The 25,201-nt window shown below is 64.0% G+C and carries 33 protein-coding genes, 1 tRNA gene and 1 other RNA gene; 28 read left to right on the plus strand and 7 right to left on the minus strand.

Features of this window, described 5'->3' with window-relative positions; all coding sequences use genetic code 11:
- From ACCQ06_RS19995 to ACCQ06_RS20025, 7 genes are read left to right on the plus strand one after another with little or no spacing between them, the layout of a single operon-like run.
- The gene (locus tag ACCQ06_RS19995; protein WP_316688867.1) at positions 1-1,167 is read left to right on the plus strand and encodes a phage tail sheath protein; all 1,167 of its coding nucleotides are present in this window, start codon (positions 1-3) and stop codon (positions 1,165-1,167) included.
- Positions 1,168-1,197: 30 nt separating this feature from the next.
- The gene (locus ACCQ06_RS20000; RefSeq protein ID WP_316688868.1) at positions 1,198-1,707 is read left to right on the plus strand and encodes a phage major tail tube protein; all 510 of its coding nucleotides are present in this window, start codon (positions 1,198-1,200) and stop codon (positions 1,705-1,707) included.
- Positions 1,708-1,752: 45 nt separating this feature from the next.
- On the plus strand, positions 1,753-2,055 hold the full coding sequence (locus tag ACCQ06_RS20005) for a phage tail assembly protein (RefSeq protein ID WP_104617419.1): 303 nt from the start codon (positions 1,753-1,755) through the stop codon (positions 2,053-2,055).
- 8 nt (positions 2,056-2,063) lie between these two features.
- Positions 2,064-2,177, plus strand: coding sequence for a GpE family phage tail protein (locus tag ACCQ06_RS20010; RefSeq protein ID WP_005922203.1), 114 nt, complete (start codon positions 2,064-2,066; stop codon positions 2,175-2,177).
- A gap of 32 nt (positions 2,178-2,209) precedes the next feature.
- Positions 2,210-5,080: a phage tail tape measure protein gene (locus ACCQ06_RS20015; protein ID WP_316688872.1), complete on the plus strand. Its 2,871-nt coding sequence runs from the start codon at positions 2,210-2,212 to the stop codon at positions 5,078-5,080.
- 12 nt (positions 5,081-5,092) lie between these two features.
- Positions 5,093-5,494, plus strand: coding sequence for a phage tail protein (locus ACCQ06_RS20020; protein WP_316688873.1), 402 nt, complete (start codon positions 5,093-5,095; stop codon positions 5,492-5,494).
- The gene (locus ACCQ06_RS20025; protein WP_316688874.1) at positions 5,491-6,477 is read left to right on the plus strand and encodes a phage late control D family protein; all 987 of its coding nucleotides are present in this window, start codon (positions 5,491-5,493) and stop codon (positions 6,475-6,477) included. The genes ACCQ06_RS20020 and ACCQ06_RS20025 overlap by 4 nt, the downstream gene beginning before the upstream one ends.
- 577 nt (positions 6,478-7,054) lie before the next feature.
- On the opposite strand, the gene ACCQ06_RS20030 is transcribed toward ACCQ06_RS20025, so the two are convergent.
- Both ACCQ06_RS20030 and ACCQ06_RS20035 read right to left on the minus strand, forming a co-directional pair.
- Positions 7,055-7,525 (minus strand): hypothetical protein, encoded by a 471-nt coding sequence (locus tag ACCQ06_RS20030; RefSeq protein WP_372364431.1) that lies wholly within the window; start codon positions 7,523-7,525, stop codon positions 7,055-7,057.
- 95 nt (positions 7,526-7,620) lie between these two features.
- The gene (locus ACCQ06_RS20035; protein ID WP_316688876.1) at positions 7,621-8,052 is read right to left on the minus strand and encodes a helix-turn-helix domain-containing protein; all 432 of its coding nucleotides are present in this window, start codon (positions 8,050-8,052) and stop codon (positions 7,621-7,623) included.
- Positions 8,053-8,125: 73 nt separating this feature from the next.
- On the opposite strand from ACCQ06_RS20035, the gene ACCQ06_RS20040 reads away from it, so the two are divergent.
- From ACCQ06_RS20040 to ACCQ06_RS20115, 16 genes are all read left to right on the plus strand, one after another.
- A complete protein-coding gene (locus ACCQ06_RS20040; protein WP_316688877.1) occupies positions 8,126-8,386 on the plus strand; it encodes a helix-turn-helix domain-containing protein in 261 nt (86 codons plus the stop codon).
- Between the two features lie 2 nt (positions 8,387-8,388).
- A complete protein-coding gene (locus tag ACCQ06_RS20045) occupies positions 8,389-8,709 on the plus strand; it encodes an ogr/Delta-like zinc finger family protein (RefSeq protein WP_104616865.1) in 321 nt (106 codons plus the stop codon).
- 10 nt (positions 8,710-8,719) lie between these two features.
- Entirely contained in the window at positions 8,720-8,998 is a 279-nt protein-coding gene (locus ACCQ06_RS20050) for a hypothetical protein (RefSeq protein ID WP_316688878.1), read from the plus strand.
- Complete coding sequence (locus ACCQ06_RS20055) at positions 8,998-9,207, plus strand: hypothetical protein (protein ID WP_316688879.1); 210 nt, start codon at positions 8,998-9,000, stop codon at positions 9,205-9,207. Before ACCQ06_RS20050 ends, ACCQ06_RS20055 begins: the two co-directional genes overlap by 1 nt.
- Before the next feature lie 9 nt (positions 9,208-9,216).
- Positions 9,217-11,913 carry a toprim domain-containing protein gene (locus ACCQ06_RS20060; protein WP_316688880.1) on the plus strand — a complete coding sequence of 899 codons (2,697 nt, stop codon included), beginning with the start codon at positions 9,217-9,219 and terminating at the stop codon, positions 11,911-11,913.
- 323 nt (positions 11,914-12,236) lie between these two features.
- Positions 12,237-12,455 (plus strand): hypothetical protein, encoded by a 219-nt coding sequence (locus tag ACCQ06_RS20065; RefSeq protein ID WP_104567594.1) that lies wholly within the window; start codon positions 12,237-12,239, stop codon positions 12,453-12,455.
- Positions 12,452-12,739 carry a hypothetical protein gene (locus ACCQ06_RS20070; protein WP_316688881.1) on the plus strand — a complete coding sequence of 96 codons (288 nt, stop codon included), beginning with the start codon at positions 12,452-12,454 and terminating at the stop codon, positions 12,737-12,739. The genes ACCQ06_RS20065 and ACCQ06_RS20070 overlap by 4 nt, the downstream gene beginning before the upstream one ends.
- Positions 12,739-13,011 (plus strand): hypothetical protein, encoded by a 273-nt coding sequence (locus tag ACCQ06_RS20075; protein WP_316688882.1) that lies wholly within the window; start codon positions 12,739-12,741, stop codon positions 13,009-13,011. The genes ACCQ06_RS20070 and ACCQ06_RS20075 overlap by 1 nt, the downstream gene beginning before the upstream one ends.
- Before the next feature lie 78 nt (positions 13,012-13,089).
- Entirely contained in the window at positions 13,090-13,515 is a 426-nt protein-coding gene (locus ACCQ06_RS20080; protein WP_316688883.1) for a hypothetical protein, read from the plus strand.
- Positions 13,508-13,690 (plus strand): hypothetical protein, encoded by a 183-nt coding sequence (locus ACCQ06_RS20085; protein WP_228325137.1) that lies wholly within the window; start codon positions 13,508-13,510, stop codon positions 13,688-13,690. The genes ACCQ06_RS20080 and ACCQ06_RS20085 overlap by 8 nt, the downstream gene beginning before the upstream one ends.
- Positions 13,683-13,955, plus strand: coding sequence for an AAA family ATPase (locus ACCQ06_RS20090; RefSeq protein WP_316688884.1), 273 nt, complete (start codon positions 13,683-13,685; stop codon positions 13,953-13,955). Before ACCQ06_RS20085 ends, ACCQ06_RS20090 begins: the two co-directional genes overlap by 8 nt.
- Positions 13,952-14,176, plus strand: coding sequence for a hypothetical protein (locus ACCQ06_RS20095; protein ID WP_115528378.1), 225 nt, complete (start codon positions 13,952-13,954; stop codon positions 14,174-14,176). Before ACCQ06_RS20090 ends, ACCQ06_RS20095 begins: the two co-directional genes overlap by 4 nt.
- Positions 14,173-14,445, plus strand: a complete 273-nt coding sequence (locus tag ACCQ06_RS20100) for a hypothetical protein (RefSeq protein WP_316688885.1) — start codon at positions 14,173-14,175, stop codon at positions 14,443-14,445. Before ACCQ06_RS20095 ends, ACCQ06_RS20100 begins: the two co-directional genes overlap by 4 nt.
- The gene (locus tag ACCQ06_RS20105) at positions 14,442-14,651 is read left to right on the plus strand and encodes a DUF7696 family protein (protein ID WP_316688886.1); all 210 of its coding nucleotides are present in this window, start codon (positions 14,442-14,444) and stop codon (positions 14,649-14,651) included. The genes ACCQ06_RS20100 and ACCQ06_RS20105 overlap by 4 nt, the downstream gene beginning before the upstream one ends.
- Positions 14,648-14,872, plus strand: a complete 225-nt coding sequence (locus ACCQ06_RS20110) for a hypothetical protein (RefSeq protein WP_316688887.1) — start codon at positions 14,648-14,650, stop codon at positions 14,870-14,872. Before ACCQ06_RS20105 ends, ACCQ06_RS20110 begins: the two co-directional genes overlap by 4 nt.
- Positions 14,872-16,059: a site-specific integrase gene (locus ACCQ06_RS20115; protein ID WP_316688888.1), complete on the plus strand. Its 1,188-nt coding sequence runs from the start codon at positions 14,872-14,874 to the stop codon at positions 16,057-16,059. The genes ACCQ06_RS20110 and ACCQ06_RS20115 overlap by 1 nt, the downstream gene beginning before the upstream one ends.
- Positions 16,060-16,126: 67 nt before the next feature.
- Here ACCQ06_RS20115 and ACCQ06_RS20120 read toward each other — a convergent pair.
- The 4 genes from ACCQ06_RS20120 to dtd form a co-directional block, all read right to left on the minus strand.
- Positions 16,127-16,202: transfer RNA gene (locus ACCQ06_RS20120), tRNA-Ile, on the minus strand.
- Positions 16,203-16,720: 518 nt separating this feature from the next.
- Entirely contained in the window at positions 16,721-17,044 is a 324-nt protein-coding gene (locus tag ACCQ06_RS20125; protein WP_343236048.1) for a DUF6566 family protein, read from the minus strand.
- 168 nt (positions 17,045-17,212) lie between these two features.
- The gene (gene rpoD / locus ACCQ06_RS20130; protein ID WP_016902493.1) at positions 17,213-19,087 is read right to left on the minus strand and encodes an RNA polymerase sigma factor RpoD; all 1,875 of its coding nucleotides are present in this window, start codon (positions 19,085-19,087) and stop codon (positions 17,213-17,215) included.
- 108 nt (positions 19,088-19,195) lie between these two features.
- Complete coding sequence (dtd, locus tag ACCQ06_RS20135) at positions 19,196-19,636, minus strand: D-aminoacyl-tRNA deacylase (protein WP_316688890.1); 441 nt, start codon at positions 19,634-19,636, stop codon at positions 19,196-19,198.
- On the opposite strand from dtd, the gene ACCQ06_RS20140 reads away from it, so the two are divergent.
- Positions 19,635-20,651: a lauroyl acyltransferase gene (locus tag ACCQ06_RS20140; protein ID WP_316692704.1), complete on the plus strand. Its 1,017-nt coding sequence runs from the start codon at positions 19,635-19,637 to the stop codon at positions 20,649-20,651. The two genes, dtd and ACCQ06_RS20140, sit on opposite strands and share 2 nt — an antisense overlap.
- Before the next feature lie 51 nt (positions 20,652-20,702).
- Here the strand turns inward: ACCQ06_RS20140 and ACCQ06_RS20145 are convergent, their stop codons facing one another.
- On the minus strand, positions 20,703-21,224 hold the full coding sequence (locus tag ACCQ06_RS20145) for a GNAT family N-acetyltransferase (protein WP_316688891.1): 522 nt from the start codon (positions 21,222-21,224) through the stop codon (positions 20,703-20,705).
- 241 nt (positions 21,225-21,465) lie between these two features.
- Between ACCQ06_RS20145 and ribA the strand changes: the two genes are divergently transcribed.
- The 4 genes from ribA (at position 21,466) to ACCQ06_RS20165 (ending at position 25,145) form a co-directional block, all read left to right on the plus strand.
- On the plus strand, positions 21,466-22,599 hold the full coding sequence (ribA, locus tag ACCQ06_RS20150; RefSeq protein WP_311239046.1) for a GTP cyclohydrolase II RibA: 1,134 nt from the start codon (positions 21,466-21,468) through the stop codon (positions 22,597-22,599).
- Between the two features lie 269 nt (positions 22,600-22,868).
- Positions 22,869-22,945, plus strand: a non-coding RNA gene (locus ACCQ06_RS20155) — sX9 sRNA.
- Positions 22,946-23,169: 224 nt separating this feature from the next.
- Positions 23,170-23,646, plus strand: coding sequence for a PH domain-containing protein (locus tag ACCQ06_RS20160; RefSeq protein ID WP_316692705.1), 477 nt, complete (start codon positions 23,170-23,172; stop codon positions 23,644-23,646).
- Complete coding sequence (locus ACCQ06_RS20165) at positions 23,643-25,145, plus strand: PH domain-containing protein (protein ID WP_316688892.1); 1,503 nt, start codon at positions 23,643-23,645, stop codon at positions 25,143-25,145. Before ACCQ06_RS20160 ends, ACCQ06_RS20165 begins: the two co-directional genes overlap by 4 nt.
- Positions 25,146-25,201: the final 56 nt, after the last annotated feature.

Consider the following 25,201-nt stretch of genomic DNA (forward strand, 5'->3'; position numbering starts at 1 on the left):
ATGTCCACTGCCTACCACCACGGCGTTCGCGTCATCGAAGTCAGCGCGGGCACGCGCACCATTCGCACCGTCTCCACCGCTGTCGTCGGCCTGGTCGCCACGGCCGCCGATGCGGACGAGACCATTTTTCCGCTCAACAAGCCGGTGCTGATCACCGACGTGCTGGGCGCGATCACCAGCGCCGGTACCAAGGGCACCTTGCGGGCCACGCTGCAGGGCATCGCAGACCAAACCAACCCAGTGACAATCGTCGTGCGTGTGGGCGATGGCGAAGATGCTGGCAAGACATCGAGCAACGTCATCGGCGAGGCCAAGTCCAGCGGCTACACCGGCCTGTATGCACTGCTGGCCGCGCAGGCGCAGCTAGGCGTGCGCCCGCGCATCCTGGGCGCGCCTGGCCTGGACACGCTGCCGGTCGCCAAGGCATTGGCAACCATCGCCAAGAAGCTGCGCGCCATGGCCTATGTGCGCCCGGTCGCCGACACCGTCGCCGAGGCGGTCACCTACCGGGGCCAGTTCAGCGACCGCGAGTTGATGCTGATCTGGCCGGACTTCCTGGCCTTCGATACCGCTACCAGCACCACCACGGCTGCCTATGCCACAGCGCGTGCGCTCGGCCTGCGCGCCAAGATCGACACCGAGCAAGGCTGGCACAAGAGCCTGTCCAACGTGCCCGTGTCCGGCGTCACCGGCATTTCCAAGGATGTGCACTGGGATCTGCAGGATCCAGCCACCGATGCCGGCGTCCTCAACGAGGGCGACATCACCACGCTGGTGACCTTCAACGGTCAGCGCTTCTGGGGGTCGCGCACCTGCGCCGAAGACAGCATGTTCGCGTTCGAGACGGCCACGCGCACCGCGCAGATCCTGGCCGACACCATCGCCGAGGGCGTGGCGTTCTACGTCGACAAGCCGATGCATCCCTCGCTGGTGAAAGACCTGCTCGAAACGATCAACGCCAAGTTCCGCGACCTCAAGTCGTCCGGCTACCTGATCGATGCCAATGCCTGGTACGACGGCACGGTCAACAGCGCCACCACGCTCGCCGATGGCGCGCTGCGCATCGACTACAACTACACCCCGGTGCCGCCGCTGGAGAACCTGCAGCTGTACCAGAAGATCACCACCAGCTACCTGGCCGACTTCGCCGATCGCGTCAACGCGTAACGCACCCGCCCTAGATTTCCGGAGAACCCCATGGCGTTGCCCAAGAAACTCAAAGCGCTCAACCTGTTCAACGACGGTGAGAGCTATCTCGGCCAAGTCGTCGAAGTAAAGCTGCCCACGCTGTCGCGCAAGATGGAGGAATACCGTGGCGGCGGCATGAATGGCCCGGTCGATATCGACTTCGGTCAAGAGAAGATCGAGCTCGAATGGAAGTGCGGCGGCCTGATGCGCAGCGTGCTGAATCAATACGGCGCCACGACTCACAACGCCGTGCAGCTGCGCTTTGCCGGCGCCTATCAGCGCGATGACAGCGGCGATGTGGATGCAGTGGAAGTGGTCGTGCGCGGCCGCCACAGCGAGATCGATCCGGGTACCGGTAAGTCCGGCGATGACACCGAGTTCTCGGTGAAGACCTCGGCCAGTTACTACAAGCTGACCATCAACGGCGCCACCGTGATCGAGATCGATCTGGTGAACATGACCGAGATCGTCAACGGCGTGGACCTGCTCGCCGCCCAACGCCGCGCCATCGGCGCCTGACCTTTCCGGCTCGGCGCCGCCGGGCCTTTGCCTTGAGACCTTCCGATGACCCCGACGTTTTCCCCAGCCATTCCCCTCGACCAGCCCATCGTGCGCGGCGAGCAGACCATCACTGACCTCAAGGTGCGCAAGCCTGGCGCCGGTGAGCTACGCGGCCTCAAGCTCGTCGACGTGCTGCAGCTGGATGTCACCGCGCTGGCAACGCTGCTACCGCGCATCTCTTCGCCCACGCTGACCACTGCAGACGTCAATGCAATGGATCCGGCCGACCTGCTGGCGGTCGGCCAGGAGGTGCAGATTTTTTTCTTGCCGAAGGTGCAGAGGGAAGCGGACTTCCCGACTGCGTAGAGGATGCGATGGCCGATATCGCGGCCATTTTCCACTGGCCGCCGTCTGAAATGGACGGCTGGTCGCTGCACGAACTCACGGCGTGGCGCGAGCGTGCCCGCCTACGAAGCGGAGCCGAATGATGCTGCACCCCCTGACCCGCGAGGCCGCCTAAATGGCGGCCTCCGACAATCTGCGCCTGCAGGTCATCCTGGCCGCCGTCGATCGCGCCACCGGACCGTTCCGGCGCGTGCTGAGCGGTAGCCGCGGCGTTGCCACCGCGCTGCGCCAGCAGCGTGATGCGCTACGCGCGCTCAACGCCCAGCAACGCGATGTGGGCGCGTTTCGCGCGCAACACGAGAAGGCCCGCCAGGCCAAAGCGGTGCTCGATGCACAGCGCGTTGCGGTGCAAGCCCTGGCGCAGCAGATCCGCGCGGCCGGCACACCCACCGCCGCACTCAATGCCCAGTTCGAGCGGGCCAAGAAGCTGGCAGCGGAACTCAAACAAAAGCATCAGGCTCAAGAGGCGGCGCTGCAGGGCTTGCGCACACGCCTCAACGCAGCCGGCGTGAGCACCACCGACCTCGTCACCCGTGAGCGACGCCTGCGTGATCAGATCGAGGCGACCAATACAGCGATGCGCGAACAGCAGCGTCGCTTGGCCGCCATCGCGGCCGGTCAACAGCGTGCCACCAACATGCAGAGCGCAGGCATGGAGGCCGTCGGCAAAGGCGTGGCTGCAATGGCTGCAGGTCTGGTCGCGCTGCGTGGTGCCTACATCCCGGTCGAGGAAGCAATGCGCTTCGAGTCGGCCATGGCCGATGTGCGCAAGGTGGTGAACTTCGACACTCCGCAGCAGTTCAAGGAGATGGGGCGCGACATCGAGAACCTGTCGATGCATCTGCCGCTGATCCCAACCGACATTGCCAAGATCGTGGCCGCAGCAGGCCAGGCTGCCATCCCACGCAAGGAACTGCTGGGCTTCGCCCAGGACGCGGCAAAAATGGCCGTGGCCTTCGACACCACCGCAGAAGACGCAGGCCAGACCATGGCGACCTGGCGCACGGCCTTTCGCATGGGTCAGGGCCAGGTCGTGGAGCTGGCCGATCAGATCAACTACCTCGGCAATACCGGCCCGGCCAGCGTCAAGAAAATCAGCGATGTGGTGAACCGCATTGGCGCTTTGGGCGAGGTGGCCGGCCTGCAGTCCGACCCCTTGGCCGCACTGGGCGCCACGGTGGCCGGCATGGGCATCGAATCGGAGGTGTCTGCCACCGGCATCAAAAACATGCTGCTGACCCTGTCGTCTGGCGACTCGGCGACCAAGGCGCAGATCGGCGCTTTCACCAAGCTCGGTCTCAAGGCAAAAGCCATGGCGCAGGCCATGCAGGACGATGCCGGCGGCGCCATCATGAGTGTGCTGCAGAAACTGCGTGCGCTACCCAAGGTGGAACAAGCCGCGACGATGAACCAGCTGTTCGGCCGCGAGTCGATCGGCGCGATTGCCCCGCTGCTCACCAATCTGGAGCTGCTACGGAACAACTTCGCCAAGGTCGCCGATGAGCAGCGCTACGCTGGTTCCATGTCCGCCGAATACGGCTCGCGTGTTGCGACATCGGCCAACTCCCTGCAGCTGCTGAAGAACACCGTGGTCGTGGTATCGCAGTCAATCGGACGGACCCTGCTGCCGGAGTTCAAGCAGTTGACCGAGCGCACGGCTGCGGTGGTGGAGCGCGTAACGACGTGGATCCGGGCAAATCCCGCACTGGTCGGTAGCATCGCCAAGCTGTCCGTCGCCGGAGCCGCAGCAGCCACGGCCCTGGGCGGGCTGCTGGTTGTCGGCGGCCTGGGTGCGGCGGCACTCGGCCACATCTATGGTGTGGTCAACCTGCTCAGCGGCGGCACAGGCTTCGGCGGCCTGCTGGCGCGTGTGGGATCGCTCGCCGGCCGCTTCCTCCCCATGCTCGCCAATGGCGCGCGCCTGCTGCTGCCACTGCTTGGCGGGGTCAGCCTGCCGGTGCTGGCGATCGGTGCGGCCGTCGCCGCCGTGGCGCTGCTGGTGTGGAAGTACTGGGGGCCGATCAAGGCCTTCGCCATCGGGGTGTGGCAAGGCATCCTCGATGTGGCCGCCCCGGTGCTGGCCGAGCTACAGGCCGCGCTCGCGCCGCTGGGGCCAGTGTGGGAGACCGTGGCCGCTGCAATGGGCCAGGCCTGGGCGTGGGTCAAGCAGCTGCTGACGCCCTTCGAGGCCACCACCGCGCAGTTGCACGGTGCAACTGACGCCGGTCGTGGCTTCGGGCAGATCCTGGGTGCGGTACTGGTCACCCAGCTGCAGCTGGCCGTCAAAGCGATCGGCTGGTTGGTGCAGGCGTTTGTGTTCGTGCTGCCGGTGATCAAGCAAATCCTCGGCGGCGTGTGGCAAACGGTCCAGGGCACCTGGTCGCTGATCGTGGGCGTGTTCACCGGCAACGGCGATCGCATCCGCCAGGGGCTGCTGCAGCTGTGGGACGGCATCAACTTGCAACTGGCGAACTGGCCGGCGCGGATGCTGCAGGCCGGCGCCGACATGATCAGCGGCCTTGTCCAGGGCATCCGCTCCAAGCTCGGCGCCGCCGGCGACGCGATCGCCAGCGTCGGCAGCGGCGTGGTCGACCGCTTCAAGGGCCTGCTGGGCATCCACAGCCCTTCGCGCGTGTTTGCCCAGCTGGGCGACTTCACCATGCAAGGCCTCACCGTCGGCTTGCAGCGCGGCCAGGGCGCGCCTGTGCAGGCCGTGACCGCGCTCGGCGCCCGCATGCGTGCGGTGGGCGCGGGCCTGGCCTTGGCGACGGCCACAGCGCCAGTGACGGCGATCGATAGCCGCGCGCCGCTGTCGGCCCCGACGCGCGCCGCCAGCGCGCCTGCAGGCGGCAACAGCTACGTCATCCACGTCCATGCCGCACCGGGCATGGATGCCACCGCCCTGGCGCGCGAAGTGGCCCGCCAACTTGAAGAACGCGACCGGCGCGCAGCGGCAACCCGCCGCTCCAGCCTGCGCGACGACTGAGGATCCACCCCGATGATGATGTCCTACGGCACGTTCGTCTTTGCGCTCGACAGCGCGGCGTTCCTGCAGCTGCAACGGCAGATGAGTTGGCGCCATGCCACCAGCGAGCGCGTCGGTGCGCGCGCGGCCAGCCAATTCCTGGGTCCAGGCGATGACACCATCGAGCTGTCTGGCCTGATCGCTCCCGAACTCACGGGCACACGTGCCTCGCTGGAGACGTTGCGCACGCTGGCTACCGATGGCGAGCCGTTGCCGCTGGTCGATGGTGCGGGCGTGGTCTACGGGCCGTATCTGCTGCTGACGATCAACGAGACCGCCTCGCTGTTCTTCGAGGACGGCACCCCGCGCCGGATCGAGTTCCAACTGAGCCTGCGCCGCGCCGACGACATCACCCCGGAGGCGGCTGCCGCATGAGCTACCCGATCCCGCAGTGGCGCGTGGTGCTCGATGGCGTCGACCTCACCGAGCGCATCGCACCCCGCCTGCTCGATCTCACCCTCACCGAATGCCGTGGCGGCGAAGCCGATCAACTGGATCTACGCATCCACGACCACGACGGCAAGATGGCGCTGCCCAAACGCGGCGTGCGTCTGTCCGTCGCCCTGGGCTGGAAAGACACCGGCCTGGTCGAAAAAGGCAGCTTCATCGTGGATGAGGTGGAGTACAGCGGCGCGCCGGACGTCATCACCGTGCGTGCGCGCAGCGCAGATCTCACTGCAAACATGCGCACACGCCGCGAACGCAGCTGGCATAACACGACGCTGGGCGCCGTGCTCAACACGCTGGCCGGCGAACATGGCCTGACGCCGCGCGTCGCCGAGGCATTGGCGCGGACCAAACTACCGCACCTCGACCAGGCCAACGAGAGCGACATGAATTTGCTCACGCGGCTGGGGCAGCGTTTCGATGCGGTAGCGACGGTCAAAGCCGGCTCGCTACTGTTTGCACCGATCGGCGGCGGTACCACAGCGAGCGGCAAACCGTTGCCCAGCGTCACGCTGACGCGTCGCGATGGCGACCAACACCGCTACTCGGTGGCCGACCGCGACGCCTATACCGGCGTGCGTGCGTACTGGGTCGACAAAGGCAAGGCGCGGCGGCAGTCGGTGCTAGTTGGCACAGACGACAACGCCAAGCGCCTGCGCGAGTCGTATGCCGATGAGGCAACAGCGCGCCAGCATGCGCACGCGGAGCTGGAGCGGGTGAAGCGTGGCGTGGCGAAGTTCGACTACACGCTGGCGATCGGGCGGGCGGATCTATTCCCAGAGCAGAGCGTCACGGTGAGCGGCTTCAAGCCGCAAATTGATGGGCAACGCTGGTTGATTGCAAAGACCACCCACACGGTGAGCGGTTCCAGCGGTTTTAACACGTCACTCGAACTGGAAGCCACGACGTAAGCGCTCGCACCACGCTGCTTACCCGGCAGCGGCATCCCGTGAGTGACATAGCAACAGGGAACCATTGCTCAGCACCCTATAGAGTCCCAGCTCACTTGCGACAGATGCGACAGCTTGTGAATATGTGCCATACCCAGACCCGGGCAATGGGTGCCGATGTAGTGTTATGCCACCACTCTTTGATACTAGGATTTCCGGAAAGAACATAGCTCCGGTCGTCGTGGCGTGCGCAGTCAATATGTAATCGCCAATCTGTCGAATCATGCAGGCATCCATGCGTAGTTGCTTCACTAGTTCACGAATTCTAAGGTAGCGCACCCTCTGCTGCATCGGCGCATCCCTTACAACATCTGTGGGAATTTCCTGATAGCTGACCGGATGTGGCTCGCGTAGTTTGCATCGTGGATGTCAGGTCATCTCGCGCTGCCAGGACGGCGGCGACTGGATCGCAAGGAGCTATGCGCCGACACCTTGAAAGCCGCCGGCACCACCGGCGGCTTTTTTTCCGACCGAGCTTCATCTGCACGCAAGGCAACGTTGACTTGGTGAAGTTCCCCGTCAATCCAATGCATTGCCGCTAACTCCGCGCGAGTAGCCGCAGGCGGGCTTGTTCACGGACGATCTGGTGATGCAGGTCCTTCATGCACTGCGCTTCCACTTCGATCACATGCTTCCACTGAGCTCGCTTCACCTTCAGCTGATCGGGCATACAAGCGCGAGTCATGAACGGGATAAATGCAAACACCAGTACGTAGATGAATTGATCGAGCGCGGTGAAGCGCGGGGGCATCTGGTGGGGCATTGCAGCCCAAATGAATGCTGTCAATGCCATCCACGCTGATTCGCACACTGCAAACCAGAAGCGAGCTTTTCGCAATGTGTCTTCGGAGGTCTGGTAGGCGAACTGCATGTCTGAGAGCGATGGTGGAGAGAACGCAGCAGTGTCAACGTGGTAGTGCTGCTCGATACGCTCAGCAACGTTTAACTGCCCAACCTCGGAGTCATTCACGTCAAGCTTCATAGGTCTGTTGTGCGAATTGGATTCCATTACTGACATCTCTGAGGACTGCCGCCTTCACATCATCGGATGCATGCCGATAACGCACTCTTTTGCGAGGACCAGCTGTCCTATCTGAAGCTTGATCAGGACTTCTTTTTTTTCCGGCCACCCATGTTGATCTGCATGTATCTCTGGTCGATCGCACCTGTCGTAGTCAGCATTTGAGAGACGTGGCTGTTGTCGTTGAACGTCACGACAGGCGCAACGTTTTCAGCAGACCCGCGTGCCGATCCAAGATTGGACAGCATCGCAGTGCGCACCTCCTGCGATGCAGAGCGGAACGCAGCCACTAGCGCAGCCTCGGATGGATCCAATTCGGTCCGCTGGTCTAACAACACATACACGATGTCTACGCCGCGAGCATGCGCGGCCAATAGGTAGGTTCCACCCGGCATGTTCTGGTCTTTCTCGAAGTACAACTGCGCCCACTTCGAGATGCCACACGCATCCGCCATCTCCTGCTGCGTCAAGCGCAGGCGTTTGCGTTCTTCCTTCAGGCGTTTCCCTACAGTCACTCAGGTTTTTCCTCATATTGACAAAATTGGTGTTAACACCAACAATTTCCAAAACCACAGACCACCGCGACCGATGCCCCCTAAAGTGCAAGCTCAGCAGCAGTTCCACCCCCGAACCACAGCGGAGGCGCGGGAATGGCTGGTGTCCAACGGCATTACGGTCTCTGGATTCGCCCAGCAACTTGGGGTGAATCGCACTGTTGTCGACGATCTGCTTCGAGGCCGCTCACAGGGCAAGTACGGCGATGCGCACACGGCTGCCATTGCTCTTGGCCTCAAAGCACCGCCAGATTATGCCGCAAAAGTCCAAACTTCCAAGCGCTCAAGGGGGTGAGCATGTTCGGTCGGAAAAAAATTGTTTTTCGCTGCGAGGCATGCAGCGCAAGACTCATCAAACGCACCAGCTTCCTCGCGCATAAGTTCCTTCGACATGACTCCTATGTCTGCGAGAACCCGATGTGTGGTGCGACGTACACCGGTCATTCGGAGTTGACCGGCATTGCCAGCCCAAGTGGTGTGCCTACCTCGCACAGCGAGCTTCCACCGACCCCTGCGTATGAGCGCGCCCAGGCGCTGCAGGCCTACCGCGAGTCGCTAGGTGACCGCCAGCTGGATCTGATTCCAGTCGGCGGCGAGTCGTTCTTCCCTCACATCTGAGCCATCCCTAATGCGAAAGACCCTTGATTGGGCGGCATTGCCGCCCACGGCGAAGCTTTGCCTGGAAGTCGCCCTCATCCACGGCGGATTGGTGAAGACCGACAACGGCTACATCGGCAGCACTGCCGCGCCGGAGACCGCGCAACGCTTTGGTGCGGTCCTAGTCGCCGCGCTCATGCGCGAGGGGCTTGCCACTTCTGATGCTTTGGATGAGCGCCGGGTCGCGCTGACCGATGCCGCAGCCGTTCTGTTCCATCTCCCGCACGTAAACACCGAGGTCGGCTCGTAATGCACGCCAGCAGTTGGTTCACCGCACAAGAGTCGCGCTTCGTGGATGCGGCAAGCAATGTCCCGCAGCGCGTCGCGCCGCACGCCAAGCACGAAGAAGCACGCCTGCTCGCTGCAGCCGTTGACGCGCACCGTCGTGCAGGCGGCGCTTATGTCGTGATCGAAACCGCCACCTCTGTGCCCGCGTCTGCGCGCCGGCTCGGCGTCTAAGGAAGTTCGATGCAAGAGGATCTGCGACAACAGGTGCTATCCCGTCTGGAGCGGGATTACGGACTCAAGCACCGTAGCGGTACCGAGTACATGCGCGGCGGCAAGTGCCCGTCATGCAGCAAGAAAGAACTCTACACCCACCATCTGAAGCCATGGGTGGTGAAGTGCGGCCGGCAATCCAAGTGCGGGCGCGAACTGCACGTCAAGGATCTGTACGACGACCTGTTTGACGACTGGTCCAAGCGCTTCCAGCCCACGGCAGCCGCCCCCAATGCTGCGGCCGATGCATACCTGCAGTTCTCGCGTGGTTTCGACCTGGCGCCGCTGAAAGGTCTCTACACCCAGGACAGCCACTACGACCGCAAGATCAGCGCGGGCACTGCGACTGTGCGGTTTCCGTTGGTCAAAGGTGGTTGGTGGGAACGCCTGATCGATCGTCCGCACCGCTTCGGCAAGCAGAAGGCGCGCTTTGCGCCAGGCCAGAGCTATGCGGGCGTGTGGTGGGCAGCACCCGCAGCGCTTACCGCGATGCAGACGGCACGAGAAGTCTGGATCGTTGAGGGCATCTTTGATGCGATCGCGCTCCTGCAGCACGGCATGTGTGCAGTGTCGGCCATGTCCTCCAACGCATTTCCGGAAGAGTCACTGCGCGAGCTGGCAAAGGCGCGTATGGCGGATCTTCCGACGCTGGTATGGGCGCTGGACAACGAGCCAGGCGCCCGTGCGTACACGCACAAGCACATCAAGCGTGCAGCGGCGTTGGGCTTCGACTCGCGGGCCGCGCAGATCGTCCAGCGCGACAGCAGAAAGACCGACTGGAACGACCTGCATCTGCGTGCGATCGCGTCCGATGATCCCAAGCAGTGGGACAACGACGTCAAGGAAGCTCGGTACCAGGGCGACCTGCTCGTGGCCCGCTCGGCGGTGGACAAAGGCCTGCTGATGTTTGAGCACGACGGCCGTAACGACTTCTGGCTGGAGTACCGCTCGCGCCTGTACTGGTTTGACTTCGACACCCAGCGCTTCGACAAGCTGCGCAAGGAGAAGCTGGGCGACCTCGATGCCGACGACGGCGACGAGGTGGCGGCCGAGGATCTGAGGAAGATCAAACGTGCTGCGTGCTCCGTCCAGAAGATCGCCAACTGTTACCCCGAGGCGCTGTATTTCCAGCGTCAGGAGGTCACCGACGAAAGCTGGTACTACTTCCGCGTCGACTTTCCGCACGACGGCCCCAGCGTCAAAGGCACCTTTACCGGCGGCCATGTCGCCAGCGCGTCCGAGTTCAAAAAGCGCCTGATCTCCTTGGCAGCCGGCGCCATGTTCACTGGCACCGGTCACCAGCTGGACCGCCTGATCGAAGAACAAACCGAAGCGATCAAGACGGTGGATGCCATCGACTTCGTCGGCTACAGCAAAGAGCACCGCGCCTACCTGCTCGGCGATATGGCTGTGCGCGATGGCGAGCTGGTGACAGCGAACGAAGAGGACTACTTCGAGTTCGACAAGCTGCGCTTGAAGACCACGCAAAAATCCATCCGCCTGGAGATCCAACGCGACGCCGAGGCGTTCCGTGTGGATTGGCTGCCGTGGCTGTGGCAGTGCTTCGGCACGCACGGCATGGTCGCCATGACGTTCTGGTTTGGATCCTTGTTCGCCGAGCAAATCCGCGCCGGGCACAAGAGCTTCCCGTTTCTTGAAGCCACCGGCGAAGCCGGCGCCGGCAAGACCACGCTACTGACGTTCCTATGGAAGCTACTGGGCCGCTCGGACTATGAGGGCTTTGACCCGGCTAAGTCCTCTAAGGCCGGCCGTGCACGCGCCATGGGCCAGGTGTCTGGCATGCCCGTCGTCCTGCTGGAGGCCGATCGCAGCGAGCCAGACAAGGCGCACTCAAAGACGTTCGAGTGGGATGAGCTGAAGGACTTTTTCGGTGGCGGCACGCTGGCAACACGCGGCGTACGCAATGGCGGCAACGAGACGTACGAGCCGCCATTTCGCGGAACGATCGTCATCACCCAGAACGCAGCGGTGGACGCCAGCGAGGCGATCCTCACGCGCATCGTGAAGCTGCATTTCAAACGCCCGCAGGTTACGACCGAAAGCCGCATCGCGGCCGACAACCTCAATGCGCTGCAGGTCGAAGAAGTCAGCCACTTTCTTGTGCGCGCCATTCGCCAGGAACGCGCCATCCTCGACCTGTTCGCCGAGCGGGTAAAGGTATTCGAGGCCAAGCTGCGCGCGCAGCAGGATCTGCGCCTGGAACGCGTGATCAAGAACCACGCGCAGATGCTGGCGCTGTTCGACTGTCTGCGCCTGGTTCTCACGATTCCCGACGACATGGTCGAGCAGACGCGGCTCGCGTTGCTGGACATGGCCCTGGAACGGCAGAAGGCGATCAGCGCCGACCACGCGATGGTCAACGAATTTTGGGAGGTCTACGAATACCTCGAGGCCACCGGCCACGGCAAAGCTGTGGTCAACCACAGCCGCGACGCGCAGCGGATTGCGATCAACCTCAATCACTTCGCTGCACGTGCTGCGCAGTTCAGCCAGGCCGTGCCCGATCTCAAGGTGCTGCGTGCGCTGCTCGGTGACTCGCGCCGGCACAAGTTCATCGGCGCGAACGTGGCCGTCAACAGTGCTGTCCTCAAGGACGATCTGACCGGCGTCGGCACCACCGTGAAGTGCTGGGTGTTCCAGAAATGAGCGCGCTTTCTCATGTTGGAAACTTTGGGAAATTTTCGTTGACTTCTACCCAGGAGCAGAGCAACCATTACCGTGTCGCCGCACAATCGGCGACCGGGTGTGGAAGCCCGAATCATGAGGCGCAACAGCGCCCATCGACCGATGCATGGCGCTTTTTTATTGCCCGCATCGTCGTTGCGGGTGCGTGCCAGCCAGTTCAATGGCGGGCGGTGCGTGGGGGCTGCAAGGCCCGCCGGTCCTCATGCCGGTCTTCCAACCGCGTACCGTCCGCCACCTCGTTTGGAAGCGAGGCGGCGGATTCCTTCACGCATGAGGAATCTCGCATGTCTTACGACGCTCAAGAAGCGCCGGCTAATGCCGCGCGCCAGATCGCCCATTTCTTCGGCCTGATCGCCGACACCCTCGACTGGAATCACACCGCCTGGCTCGCCCTGCAGGCGAAGCTGCAGGCCATTGGTAAAGCGCCCGAGGCGCTGACGCTGGCAGATGTCGAAGCCGCTATTTCCAGCATCAATGCCGACCTGGCCGAGGTGCGCCAGTGAGCCGCCGCGACCTGCACAAGGCGCTGCGCATAGCTCCAGGCGTCTACATGCTCCTGCAGATCCGCGCGACCGACGTGCTGGCCGAACTGTATGCCGACGGTCTGCATGACCGTCCACCAGTCATGTTCGCCTGCAGCGCGATCGAAGACGCTTGCGAGTTGTTCCCTGTCGATGACGGCACCGGGCTGGTCATCGGCTCGCTGCACGTGGTGATGCCGGAAGCAGAGGCCGCTGCCCTGCAGGAATGGGTTATTGAGCGCATGCCTGCATTGGAGGTGGCGTGATGGACGCTGCACGCCCAAACCTACAACTACCCGAAGACGCTGATTTCTCGATCAGTGAAGAAGATCAGTCCCGCCTTTGGCTCGCCTACCACGCGACCACATTGCTTGCCGCGCTGACGAATGATGTCGCGATCGAGGCAGGCATCAATCACGACGGACCGGCAGCCGTTGCCGAGTACATCCGCCATGAACTGCTGGATGTCCTCAGCGGCGCGCAGCGTTTGCGCGAGCCTGATCCCAGCAATCCGCCCTCTGGCGCCGACCTGATCTAACCCCGTTTCAGCGGGCCGGCGGGCGGTGCTGTAACACCGCCCCAAGGCCCTCCACCAACGCAACTTTGGAGAGTCGATATGCAACAGCAAACTGGAACATGTCCAGCCACGGCAGCACGTCTGTTGGCTTTGGGCACCGGACCTAACGCGGAGGCTAGCACGCCCCCCGTCGTCGCCTACGATCGCAACATGGGCGACTGCTCAGCTACGATCACCATGCACGTCACGCATGGTGCGGTCGTGGTCACTGCGACCCTGAACATGGGACCGCTTCGCCAGGTGCGTCAGTCCTGGGAGCGGCGTCGCGGCACCGGCACCGGCTGGAAGCTCATCGACGGCCCCCGCCTGTGGACCACGGCAGAAGACCGCATCAGCACGGAGTTGGCCGAGTTCATGGACGGCCTGGACTTCCCGTTCGACCTGGCCAACATGCTGCCGCGCAGGCCGACTGCAGCTGCTGCGGCTGCTGTGGCACAGGCCGCGAGGGAGGTGGCACATGGTTGAGCTGCTCGCGTTGGCAATGATCCTGGCGCCGGCGGCCGGCGGCGCACTGTTCTACAGGCTGTGGACGTCGCGCCGCCCGCGCCTCACCCAGACCGGCCTGGCCGTTGGTCAGGTGCCACAGCGCCTGCGTCGCCGCACTCGCATGGCTGTGCGTCGGGGGGCTGCTCATGGCTGAGTCCGTCATCCTTCTCGGCCCGCAGGGCAGCGGCAAATCTCTCAACGCGAAGGCTCTATGTCAGGAGCTCGGCCTGCAGGAGGTCATCGAGCTTGAGAATCTCTTGTTTACTTTCCGCGCTGATCGCCTGGAGCCTGTCGGGCAGCTGATCCTGACTTGCGACGAACAGCAGGCGCGGACCTGGTCGGTTCGCTGGGGCCTGCGCGTCATCCGTGTCGAGGAAACACGCGCCCAGCGCGGCGCCGCATGGAGGACGCAGCCATGAACCTGCAGCGCACGATCGAGGTTGCTCGCGCCGCCGCGCGGATGGGGGCGCCTGGCCCGTTGTCCACCGGGGAGGCGCTGACCGCCGCTCTGGTGCTGAATCGTGCCGATTGGCTGGCCGAGATGGACTACACCATCGCCGAGGCACTGGACCGGATCGACTCCGACACCGTGCAGCACCTGCGGGATGCCGAGCGCGTGCTGCGCATGGAGGTACCGTGACGCAGCGTCAGGTCGACCACGACACCCCTCTGCCGCCCTGCACGAATGGCCACGTGGCTCGCCACATGCTCGATGCCCGCCGCCTTGAGGCAGGCGGCGGGCACTTCATCGAGTGCGTGTGTGGGCGCACACAGAAGCATCCCAGCTTCGAGTTGGCCATGACCGAATGGCGGCGTGCTCATCGCATCCGCACACCTCGTCAGCCACGGCCCTGCGCCCAGAACGTCGTGCAGCTCGGCCTGCGCTTCATCGGTACGCGCCAGCGATGATCGATGGCGCAAACATGGAGGGGTTTCGCAGGGTTTGCGAAGCGCGTCACTGGCTACGGCAGGGCTACACGGATGCAGCCAAGGTGCGAGAGCTACGGCTCCGCATTGCCGCTCAGCGCGGCTATGCCGCTGCTGACTTGCTCGTGGAGGAAATGCGCGAGCAGTGGCGGCACAGGCGGGAGTGGACCAAGGAGCAAGATGCATGAGCGGTGGGGTACTTACGTTTGAGGATCTGCGGCGGCTATGCGCACCGATTGGACCCTCCCCCCGTACCGCGACCGTCGTGCGTTGGGCCAATGATCAAGGCATCCGATACAAGTACGACGGTCGAGGGGGTATCTGGACAACGCTAGACGCGCTCAACGCCGCGCTGGGATTGCAGCAACACAACGACATCGAGATGGATACAGAACAGGAGCTGATGTAATGGCAAGAGGCCGCAAGCGCAAATTCAATCCCCTCATACCATCCCACATTGACCAGGCCGCGCTCCCGCGCGGCCTCTATTGGGGGGATGGCCGGTGGTACGTCGTCGAGCCGCATCCCGAAGGTGGGGCCAGACGAAAGCAAACCGTGGCCTACGCTGGAGCTCGTCTATCGGAATTGCACGGAATCATTGAGGAACGTGCAGGCAAGGGCATGCGCGGTACGTTGCGTTATCTCTTTGATCGCTTCCATGAGTCGTTGGAGTTCAAGGAACTAGCGACCGACACGCAAGATGACTACAAGCGCTACGCCAACTCCATTGCCGACTATCTGCGCAAGGACGGATCGAAACTGGGCTCGGTGCAGGTTGATCGCATCACCACGCCTGTGATCCAGCGACTCGTGGAAGTTTTCGCAATGGGACGGCTTGCAAACGGTCACCAACCCGCGCTTCCAGCAACGCCCAGTAAAGCAAATCACCTTCACCGCTACTTACGTCGCACACTCGCATGGGGCATGCGTGTCGGCCTATGTAGATCAAATCCAGCCATCGGCGTGAGGCAAGCACGCGAAGCAAAGAAGCACCGTATGCCAACGCCGGCTGCATTCGACAAGGTGCTGACCTTCGCTCGTGAACGCGGCTCCCGTCCACCACACACAAAGGGCAGTTGCCCGAGCTACCTGGCGCCAGTCATGGTGCTCGCGTATAGCGCGCGCCTACGCGGCATCGAGGTGTGCACCCTCAACGACACACATAAGCAGCCAACAGGCATACATGCTCAGCGGCGCAAAGGATCACGCGACACGCTTACCGAGTGGGATCCTGAGATGATCGAAGCGTGGGATTTCCTCGCAGCGCGGCGTACCGCGATCTGGACTAAGAAAGGCCGAAGCTTTCCAGTCCCTATCAAGGCCGAGGATCGGCGGCTACTCGTTGAACAGACTGGTAGCCCCATGGCTAAGTCATCTCTGGATAGTGCCTGGCAACGATTCATCACGCTCGCAATGACCGAAGGGATCATCACGAAGCAGGAGCGCTTTTCTCTGCATGGCCTCAAGCATCGCGGCATTACCGACACAGTTGGAAACCGAGGCGACAAACAAGATGCTGCAGGGCACGTAACACCAGCAACGACAGGTCGCTATGACCATGCACTGCCAGTGGTAAAGCCGCCAAAACGCAGCTAATTTTCCCGGCAATTTTCCCGGCAGCCCAAAATCAGGGCGCTTGGCACAAGCTAAGCCCTTGATTTTATGGTGGGCCCAGAAGGATTCGAACCTTCAACCAAAGGATTATGAGTCCTCTGCTCTAACCGTTGAGCTATAGGCCCTGCTGCACAGCGCTCGCTGGTGCCGCATGCAATGCGTCGGGCTCACAGGAGTCGGGCAAGTTTACCTGTCTGTCCGCGGGCTTGTCTGCTGCGGACCCGTCTTCTCTGCGGGCCGGTGTCCGTACCCGCTCTTCTCTACGGGCTCTTCTCTACGGGTCAGTGTCTGCGCCCGCTCGCTGCGGTTCTGCCACTGCTGTCTCTGTTGGCTGCTTACTAGCTCGCCGCACGCGCAGCGCGCATCCACTGCGCGTATTGCGCGCGATGTTCTGCCAGACAAGATGTCCCGCTCGTGCTCAGGTCAGTGCGAGCGATGCCGCCACATATCCCATGTGCACGCACATCTGAAAGGCTCGGCTACATACACAGGCGCCGCGTCTCACAACGGCAATTCCTGGCTAACAGCCTGCTGTCGATCAGAGTACCCAATACCCGTCCGGCATCAACAGCTACGTGAGCGTCTGTCTACAACGAGATGCACGCGCCTGGACAACACACACGCACCCGTGCACCCACAACCATCAAGCATCCGCTGTCTGGCGCTGCTTATCGATCAGCTGACGACCTGCACTGAATCCCTGCGCGATGGCGTCCTGGTAGGTGTCCCAGGTCTCTGCTTGGTCGTTGATGCGCGGAAGGCGCTTGCTGCCGCCCTCGGCATAGACATCGACCCACAATGTCCATCTGGCGGTCGGCGAAGCCTGTTCGACGCGCACGCGGATCTCATGATCGCGGTACGTGGTGGTTTCGAAGCGGCTTTGTCTGCTCATTGGACGGTCTCGGGTTCCTGTCGCGCTCGAAGGTAAAACGCCGGCTGCAATCTCGCGTGAGATTGAAGGAAACATCTACTTAATAGTGCGTTGCGGTGCGGCTTCGTCGCAAAGGCGTGAAGCCAGGCGCCTCCAAATCTACGCTCCTGCTGCCCGCAAAGCATCGCCGGGCGGGTGCCTGAAACGCAACAGCCCCGCATCTGCGGGGCTGTTGTGTGACCACTTTGCAGCGGCGACGTGAGGTCAGTCGATGTCCAGGAACGAGCGCAACTGTTCCGAGCGGCTGGGGTGACGCAGCTTGCGCAACGCCTTGGCTTCTATCTGACGGATCCGCTCGCGGGTGACGTCGAATTGCTTGCCGACTTCTTCCAGCGTGTGATCGGTGTTCATGTCGATCCCGAAGCGCATCCGCAACACCTTCGCTTCGCGCGGGGTCAGGCCGGCCAATACGTCCCGTACCGTCTCGGAGAGATTGATGTTGGTGGTGTTGTCGATCGGGGACTCCACATTGGTGTCCTCGATGAAGTCGCCCAGGTGCGAATCCTCGTCGTCGCCGATCGGGGTTTCCATCGAGATCGGCTCCTTGGCGATTTTCATCACCTTGCGGATCTTGTCTTCCGGCATGTCCATTTCCTTGGCCAGTTCCTCCGGCGTGGCCTCGCGGCCGAACTGCTGGAGCATCTGACGGGAAATGCGGTTCAACTTGTTGATCGTTTCGATCATGTGCACCGGAATACGGATGGTGCGCGCCTGATCGGCGATCGAGCGGGTGATGGCCTGACGGATCCACCACGTCGCGTACGTGGAGAACTTGTAACCGCGACGGTATTCGAACTTGTCCACGGCCTTCATCAGGCCGATGTTGCCTTCCTGGATCAGGTCCAGGAACTGCAGGCCGCGGTTGGTGTACTTCTTGGCGATGGAGATGACCAGGCGCAGATTGGCCTCGACCATTTCCTTCTTGGCCTTGCGCGCCTTGGCTTCGCCATAAGCCATCGCACGGCTGATCTCCTTGATCTCGCCCAGGGTCAGGTAGTTGGCCTTTTCCATCTCGATCGAGCCCTGCTGCTCGGACACGATCTGGTCCTTGACGTCGCGCAGCGCGGACGACCACTTCTGCTTGCGCTTGAGTGCGTCTTCCACCCATTCCAGGTTGGTCTGATTGCCTTCCCAGGAGCGGATGAAGTCCTTGCGCGGCATGCGCGCCACGGTGGTAGCCAGGTGCAGCACCTTGCGCTCGTGGTCCTTGATGCCGTTGACCACGCCACGCAGCTGGGTGACCAGCGCGTCGGTCAGCGGCAGCGGCAGCTTGAGCGTGGTGAAGATGGCGGCCATGTCTTCGCGCGCCTTGACCACCAGCTTGTGCTCGGCGCCGTTCTTGGCATAGATCTTCTTGAACTTGGCGTATTCGTTGGCCAGGTTCTCCATGCGCGTGGCGACTTCCACCGGGTCCGGACCGGTCGGGCCGGCCTCTTCTTCGGCAGCGTCGTCATCGCCGTCTTCGTCGTCGTCTTCATCGACCGCGTCTTCGTCCACGGCAACCGGGCCGGCGGCGGCCAGTGCAGCGGCGGCGGCGTCGGCTTCTTCGATCAGGTCGTTGAAGCCGACCACGATCTCGGCCAGACGCTTCTTGCCTTCCTTGTGCGCTTCGTAATCGGCGAGCAGCATTTCGGTCGACAGCGGGAACACGCCCAGTGCTGCCTGGACCTGGCTCAGGCCTTCTTCGATGCGCTTGGCGATGGCGATTTCGCCTTCGCGGGTCAGCAACTCGACCGTGCCCATTTCGCGCATGTACATGCGCACCGGGTCGGTGGTACGGCCACCTTCGGTATCGAGCGCGGTCAGCGCTGCGGCGGCTTCTTCGGCGGCAGTGTCGTCAACCTCGCGGTTGCCGGTGTTGCCATCGTTGAGCAGCAGGGTTTCGGCATCGGGGGCAACTTCATGGACATCGATGCCCATGCCGTTGATCATGCTGATGATGTCTTCAATCTGCTCCGGGTCGACGAGGTCGTCGGGCAGATGGTCATTGACTTCGGCGTAGGTCAGATAGCCCTGTTCCAGGCCCTTGCTGATCAGTAGCTTGATGTCGGATTGCTGGGCAGGACGTTCGTTGGCCATGAGTGCTCGCGCCACCGGCTTTGAGATTGGAAAGAGAACCTAGCATTATACCAGCGTGAAGCCCGGTCTGCCGGAATCAAGACGGGACCGCTGGTAGAACTGCGCTGGCTAGGGTCTGAGAAGGAAGGTCACCGGGCCGTCATTGACCAGGTCGACAACCATATGGGCACCGAATTGCCCGGTTTCCACCCCGGCGTGGTGGTTTTCGCGGCAGATCGCCACTAATTGATTGAACGCCCGTTCAGCCTCCTGAGGCGGCGCGGCGGTACTGAAGCCAGGACGGTTGCCTGAGCTAGTGTCAGCGGCCAGGGTGAACTGGCTGACCAGCAGCAGACCGCCGGCGGTATCGGTGAGTGAGCGATTCATCTTGCCGGCGTCGTCGCCGAACACCCGGTAGCTGAGCAGGCGCTCGGCCAGCCGCCGGATCTGCGCATCGCTATCGCCCGGCTCCACGCCAATCAGCGCCAGCAACCCGGAACCGATGTGCCCGACGACCCGGCCGTCGACACTGACCGAGGCCCGGGTAACGCGTTGGATCAGTGCAAGCATCGGCCTTCTCGGGCAGCAAACTGTGTCGCGCAGCATGCCCAGCACGACCGGCACTGTCACGCGCGGGCCTTCGCCGGCTGCGCTGTTTAGAATTGTATGGATGAAACCCGATGTCCGCGCCAGACTGCTCTATACCGCCGCCGCCGCCGTGGGCCGCCTGCCGTGGCCGTTGCTCAAACGCATGGCCGACGCGCTGGCCTGGAGCTGGCGCAAGCTCAACGCGCGCGAAGCCCGCGTGGCACGCCGCAACCTGGAACTGGCCTACCCGGAATTACCCGCCGCCCAACGCGCGCAGCTGCATGCGCAAATCCTGCAATCGACCGCGCGCCAGACGCTGGAAGTGCTGCGCACCTGGACCCGCCCGCCAGCCGACAACCTGGCGCGCCTGCATCGCAATGGGCAAGAGCTCTACGACGCGGCGCTGGCGTCCGGGCGTGGCGTGATCGTGGCGGCGCCGCACTTCGGCAACTGGGAGCTGCTCAACCAGTGGCTGTCCGAGCGCGGGCCGATCGCCATCGTGTACCGGCCGCCCGAGTCGGAGGCAGTGGATGGGTTTCTGCAGCTGGCACGCGGCGGCGACAACGTGCGCCAGGTGCGTGCCGAAGGCCCGGCGGTGCGGCAGTTGTTCAAAGTCCTCAAGGACGGCGGCGCGGTCGGCATCCTGCCCGACCAGCAGCCGAAGATGGGCGATGGCGTGTTCGCGCCGTTCTTCGGCATTCCGGCCTTGACCATGACCCTGGTCAACCGGCTGGCCGAGCGCACCGGCGCTACGGTGCTGTACGGCTGGTGCGAGCGCGCTGGCGGGGACCTGCAGTTCGCCCTGCACGTGCAACCGGCCGACCCGGCAGTGGCCGACCCCGACCCCGTGCGTGCCGCCAGCGCACTCAATGCCGGCATCGAACAGATCGCCCGGCGCGACCCGGCGCAGTATCAGTGGACCTACAAGCGCTACACGCTGCGCCCGCCCGGCAGCGGCGAGGCCAACCCGTATGCGACCGAACGGCATCCGCATTGATCGCCGCGCCGCGCCCGCCTGATCGAGCGCGGCAGCCTGGGTTGAGCGCATTCAATCGTCGTGCGGGTCTGCAGGGGTCGCCAGAAGACGTTGATAAAACGCCAGATCCAGCCAGCGCCCGAACTTGAAGCCGGCCTCGCGCACGGTGCCGGCATGGGTAAAGCCGGACTGTTCGTGCAACGCGATGCTGGCCTGGTTGCTGGCATCGATGCCACCGACCAGCACATGCACGCCACGCTCTTCAGCGGCAGCGATCAGCGCCTGCAGCAACACCCGCCCTAGGCCTTTGCCACGATGGTCCTGGTGCACATAGATCGAATGCTCGACGCTGTACTTGAACGCCGGCCAGGCGCGAAAGGTGCCGTAGCTGGCAAAACCCATCAGCGTGCCCTCGGCATCTTCGACACCGATCACCGGAAATCCGCCCGCGCGCTTGGTGGCGAACCAGCCGACCATGCTCTCCGGCAGGCGCGGCCGGTAGTCGTACAATGCGGTCGAGTTGGCGATGGCCTCGTTGAAGATGTCCAGGATCGCGCTGGCGTGACGCGACTCACTGCAGTCGATAAGGCGCATGGGATCCGCTGAGCTGAGGAGTCGTTGAATTAGAAAGCATTGCCGGGCGCTGAACAATGCGCGCGGCGCACAACCAATCGGCGCCTGTGCTGTCACTCAATCGCAGCCACTGGATGCAGCGTTCCCCCCGATGGTGGCAGCCGGCAGTTGCGAACCACGCGACAATGGCGGCATGCGGCCGGCACTGGCGCGGCGGCGTCCGCCTTGAAGCGGCCGTGGCAATCCCCATCTGGAGTCGTGCATGAGCAGCCCCGTCCCCTCCCCCAGCGCACAGGCCTTCGGCGATCCGGCAGCCATCCGCTGCGAGCGCGCCGCGTCCGAGTTGCGCGCCGGCCGGCCGGTGCTGTTGACCGCCGCCGACGGGCAGGCGCGTGCGGTATTGGCGTTGGACAGCAGCACGGCGCAGTCGTATGCCGCGTTCGCACGTGCCGCGCAGGGCCGTCACTATCTGTTCGTCACGCCGACCCGCGCCCAGGTCTTGGGGCTGACTGCGCCGCAGGGCGCACGCGTGGCCCTGGCCGACTACAGCTACGACCAACTCGCCGCACTGGCCTATCTGCGCGACACCCCGGTGCCGGCGCAGTGGGCGGCGGGCGATGCGCTGGATGCCGGCGGGGTGGAGATCGCGCGGCTGGGATTGCTGCTGCCGGCCCTGCTGGCCGTGGAGCTGCGCGACGTGCACGCCCACGCCGCCTTTGCCGGATGCCAATCGCTGAGCCTGGACGATTTGAGCAGTGGCTGCGCCAAATCGGCCGCGGCCGGCTTTGAGCTCGTCACCCGCACGCCGGTGCCATTGCGCGGCCTGGGCATGAGCGAATTTGTGGTGTTCCGCGGCGGCGTCGCGCAGCGCGACCAGGTGGCGATCGTGGTCGGCCAGCCCGACCTGTCGGGCGCGGTACCGGTGCGCGTGCACTCGTCGTGCCTCACCGGCGATCTGTTCGGCTCGCTCAAGTGCGACTGCGGCGACCAGCTGCGGCACGGCCTGGCCAAGTTGAAGGATCTCGGCGGCGGTGTGCTGCTGTATCTGGATCAGGAAGGCCGCGGCACCGGCATCGCCGCCAAAATGCGCGCCTACGGCTATCAGCATGCAGGCCTGGACACCATCGACGCCGATGCGCAGCTGGGCTTCGGCCCGGACGAGCGCCGCTACGGCAGCGCGGTGGCGATGTTGCGCGGCCTGGGCATCGGCCGTATCCGTCTGCTGACCAACAACCCGGCCAAGGCCGAGCGGCTGCGCGCCGCCGGGATCGCTGTCGAAGATCGCATCCCGATCACCGGCGATATCACCCCTGAAAACGAGCAATATCTGCGCACCAAGGCCGCGCGCGCTGGCCATGCGCTGGATGTGGATGCGCTGATTCTGGCTGCGCAATAAGCGCGGGCAGCAGGGCTGCCTGATCGGTGCCGCTGGCACGCAGGCGGTGCGTGCCGGGGCCGATGCATCCGGCCATCGGCGCCTGATGCGTGCCCACTGTTGGCCTCTGCCTGATCAATGTTGCGTGTTCGATCTCCATCGCTGGGCGCCATCGGCGTGGGTGTCGGTCTGCGATCCCCGCCGTGTAGCGCAAACGCGCGCACTGATAAGATCGCCTAACAAAACGACTGCGCAGCCACCGGGCGGGCGCGGCCGATGCTCGGTGCGGCATGGACCACGCGTACACACCGGTTTTGAGCGCGCCGTCCACTCCCACCTGACGACTGCTCGCTACGTCTCCTTAGCCGCTCTAAGAGCAATCTCGACCACCGAACGTGTTTGCCCGAGCACTGCGACGGCGTCTGTCAGCCGTCCTACCCAGTTCCTCGCAAGCCAAGGCCAGAGCGGATGCGCCCTGACCGGGCACCCGGCTATGCTTGCGCACCGCTTCTGCAGGCCCGCCTCGTGCACGACGCTCCACCGCCGCACCCCGACATCCTGGTCCGCGCCGCGCCTGCCGAGACGCCGCCGGTGGACCACGCGCACTGGCAGCAGTTGCCACGCCGTGGCGCCTACGTGGCCGCGGTCAATGGCGCACTTGGCGGTGGCTGTGCCGGCCTGATCGCGGCCGGTGTCGCCGTCACTGCGCTGCATGCCTGGCACTACTGGCCGGCGGTGCTGGGGGTGACGCTGGTGCTGGCGATGCTGTGCGCATGGCTGGCAGTCAAACGGCACCGGCTCACGCTGTGGAAACTCGACCAGCATGGCTTGGCGCTGCAACGCGGGCACCTGTGGCAGAGCGACACCCGCGTGCCGATCTCGCGCGTGCAGCACGTGGATCTACGCCGCGGCCCGATCGAACGCGCCACACACCTGACGACGCTGGTGGTGCACACCGCCGGCAGCCGACTTAATGCGGTGGCGCTGTCCGGGCTGGATCAGGCCGATGCCGAGCATCTGCGCGACCGCCTCGCCCGCCAGCTCGATCACCACGACGACGCGCTGTGAATGCCATCGAACACCCCGGCCACGACGAGCAGCGCCTGCATCCGCTGTCGTGGGTGTTCGTGCTGCTGCAGCAGATTCGCCAGTTCCTGATTCCGTTGGTCGCTTTGGTCGTGTTCGGCAGCCGCGACGGCAGCCGCGATTTTGCCGACCACATCGCCACCGCCGTAGTGATCGCCGTGCTGGTGGCGATTTCGGTGTTGCGTTACTTCACCTATCGCTATCGCATCGGGCAAGACAGCGTGGCGATCCGCAGTGGCCTGCTGGAGCGCAGCCGGCGCGACATTCCATTTGCCCGCATTCACAACGTGGTGGTGCATCAATCGCTGCTGCATCGGCTGGCCGGCGTGGCGGAAGTGCGGCTGGAATCGGCCGGCGGACACAAGCCCGAAGCGGAAATGCGCGTACTGCGACTGGATCAGGCGCTGGCGCTGGAAGATCTGATACGGCGCCGCGCCCACCACGCCGATGCGGCGGTTGTGCAGACCGACGACCGCACCACCTTGTTGCGCCTGCCGATGGGAGAAGTGATCCGGCTGGGCCTGATTTCCAACCGCGGCATGGTGGTGGTCGCCGCCAGCTTCGGCGTGATCTATCAGATGATTCCGCGCCGCGTGGCGTCCAACTTCATCGAGACCAATGGCGAGCTTGCGTACCGCTACGTCAACCAGGTCCATCCGGGTGCGGCCGTCACCACGATTCTGGTGACGATTGCCGTCGCGGCGGTGCTGCTGGCCATGCGCGCGCTGTCGGTAGCCCTGGCCGTGGCGCAGTACCACGGCTTTCATCTCAGCGAATCGGAGCGGCGCCTCACCGTGGAGCGCGGCCTGCTGACACGTATCCGCAGCAGCGTGGCGCTACGGCGGATCCAGTCGTGGACGGTGTACGAAAGCCGCCTGCATCGCCTGTTCGGCCGCCGCCAGCTGCGCGTGGACACCGCCGTGACCAGCGCCGGCGACAACCACGACAGCGCATTGAAGGAGCTGGCGCCGATCGCCGAACCGCAGCGGTGCGATGCCTTGCTGCAGCGTCTGCTGCCCGACATTGCCTGGCCGCCGGCGCAGTGGCAGGCAATCGCCACGCACTGCTGGTGGCGGCTGAGTCTGCCGACGCTGCTGATGCTGCTGCCGCTGGTGGCCGGGCTGGCGTGGCAGTTCGGCAGTCAGGCCGCGTGGTTGCTGCTGTGGCTGCCGTGGAGCGCCTTCAAGGCGCATCGTCAGGTGCAGCGCATGGGCTATGCGGTGGACGCGCGCTATGTGGCGGTGCGCGGCGGCTGGTGGAAGCGCTGGTGGCGGCTGGCCGAGCTGGACAAGCTGCAGGCGCTGCAGCTGCAACGCTCGCCGCTGGATCGCCTGACCGGCACTGCCACGCTGTGGCTGGACACCGCAGGTGCCAGCACCACCGGCCCGGCGCTGCGCCTGCGCTTTGTGCCATTGGCGCAGGCGCAGGCGCTGCAAACGCAACTGGGCGCCGCGCTGGCACGGCGTAAGCTGCGCTGGTGATTGGTGATTGGTGATTGGTGATTGGACCAGCGTGGCTGGTCGGCAGGGAGATCGCC

The organism is Xanthomonas sp. NCPPB 4467, from assembly GCF_041475665.2.
Lineage (GTDB): Bacteria > Pseudomonadota > Gammaproteobacteria > Xanthomonadales > Xanthomonadaceae > Xanthomonas > Xanthomonas dyei.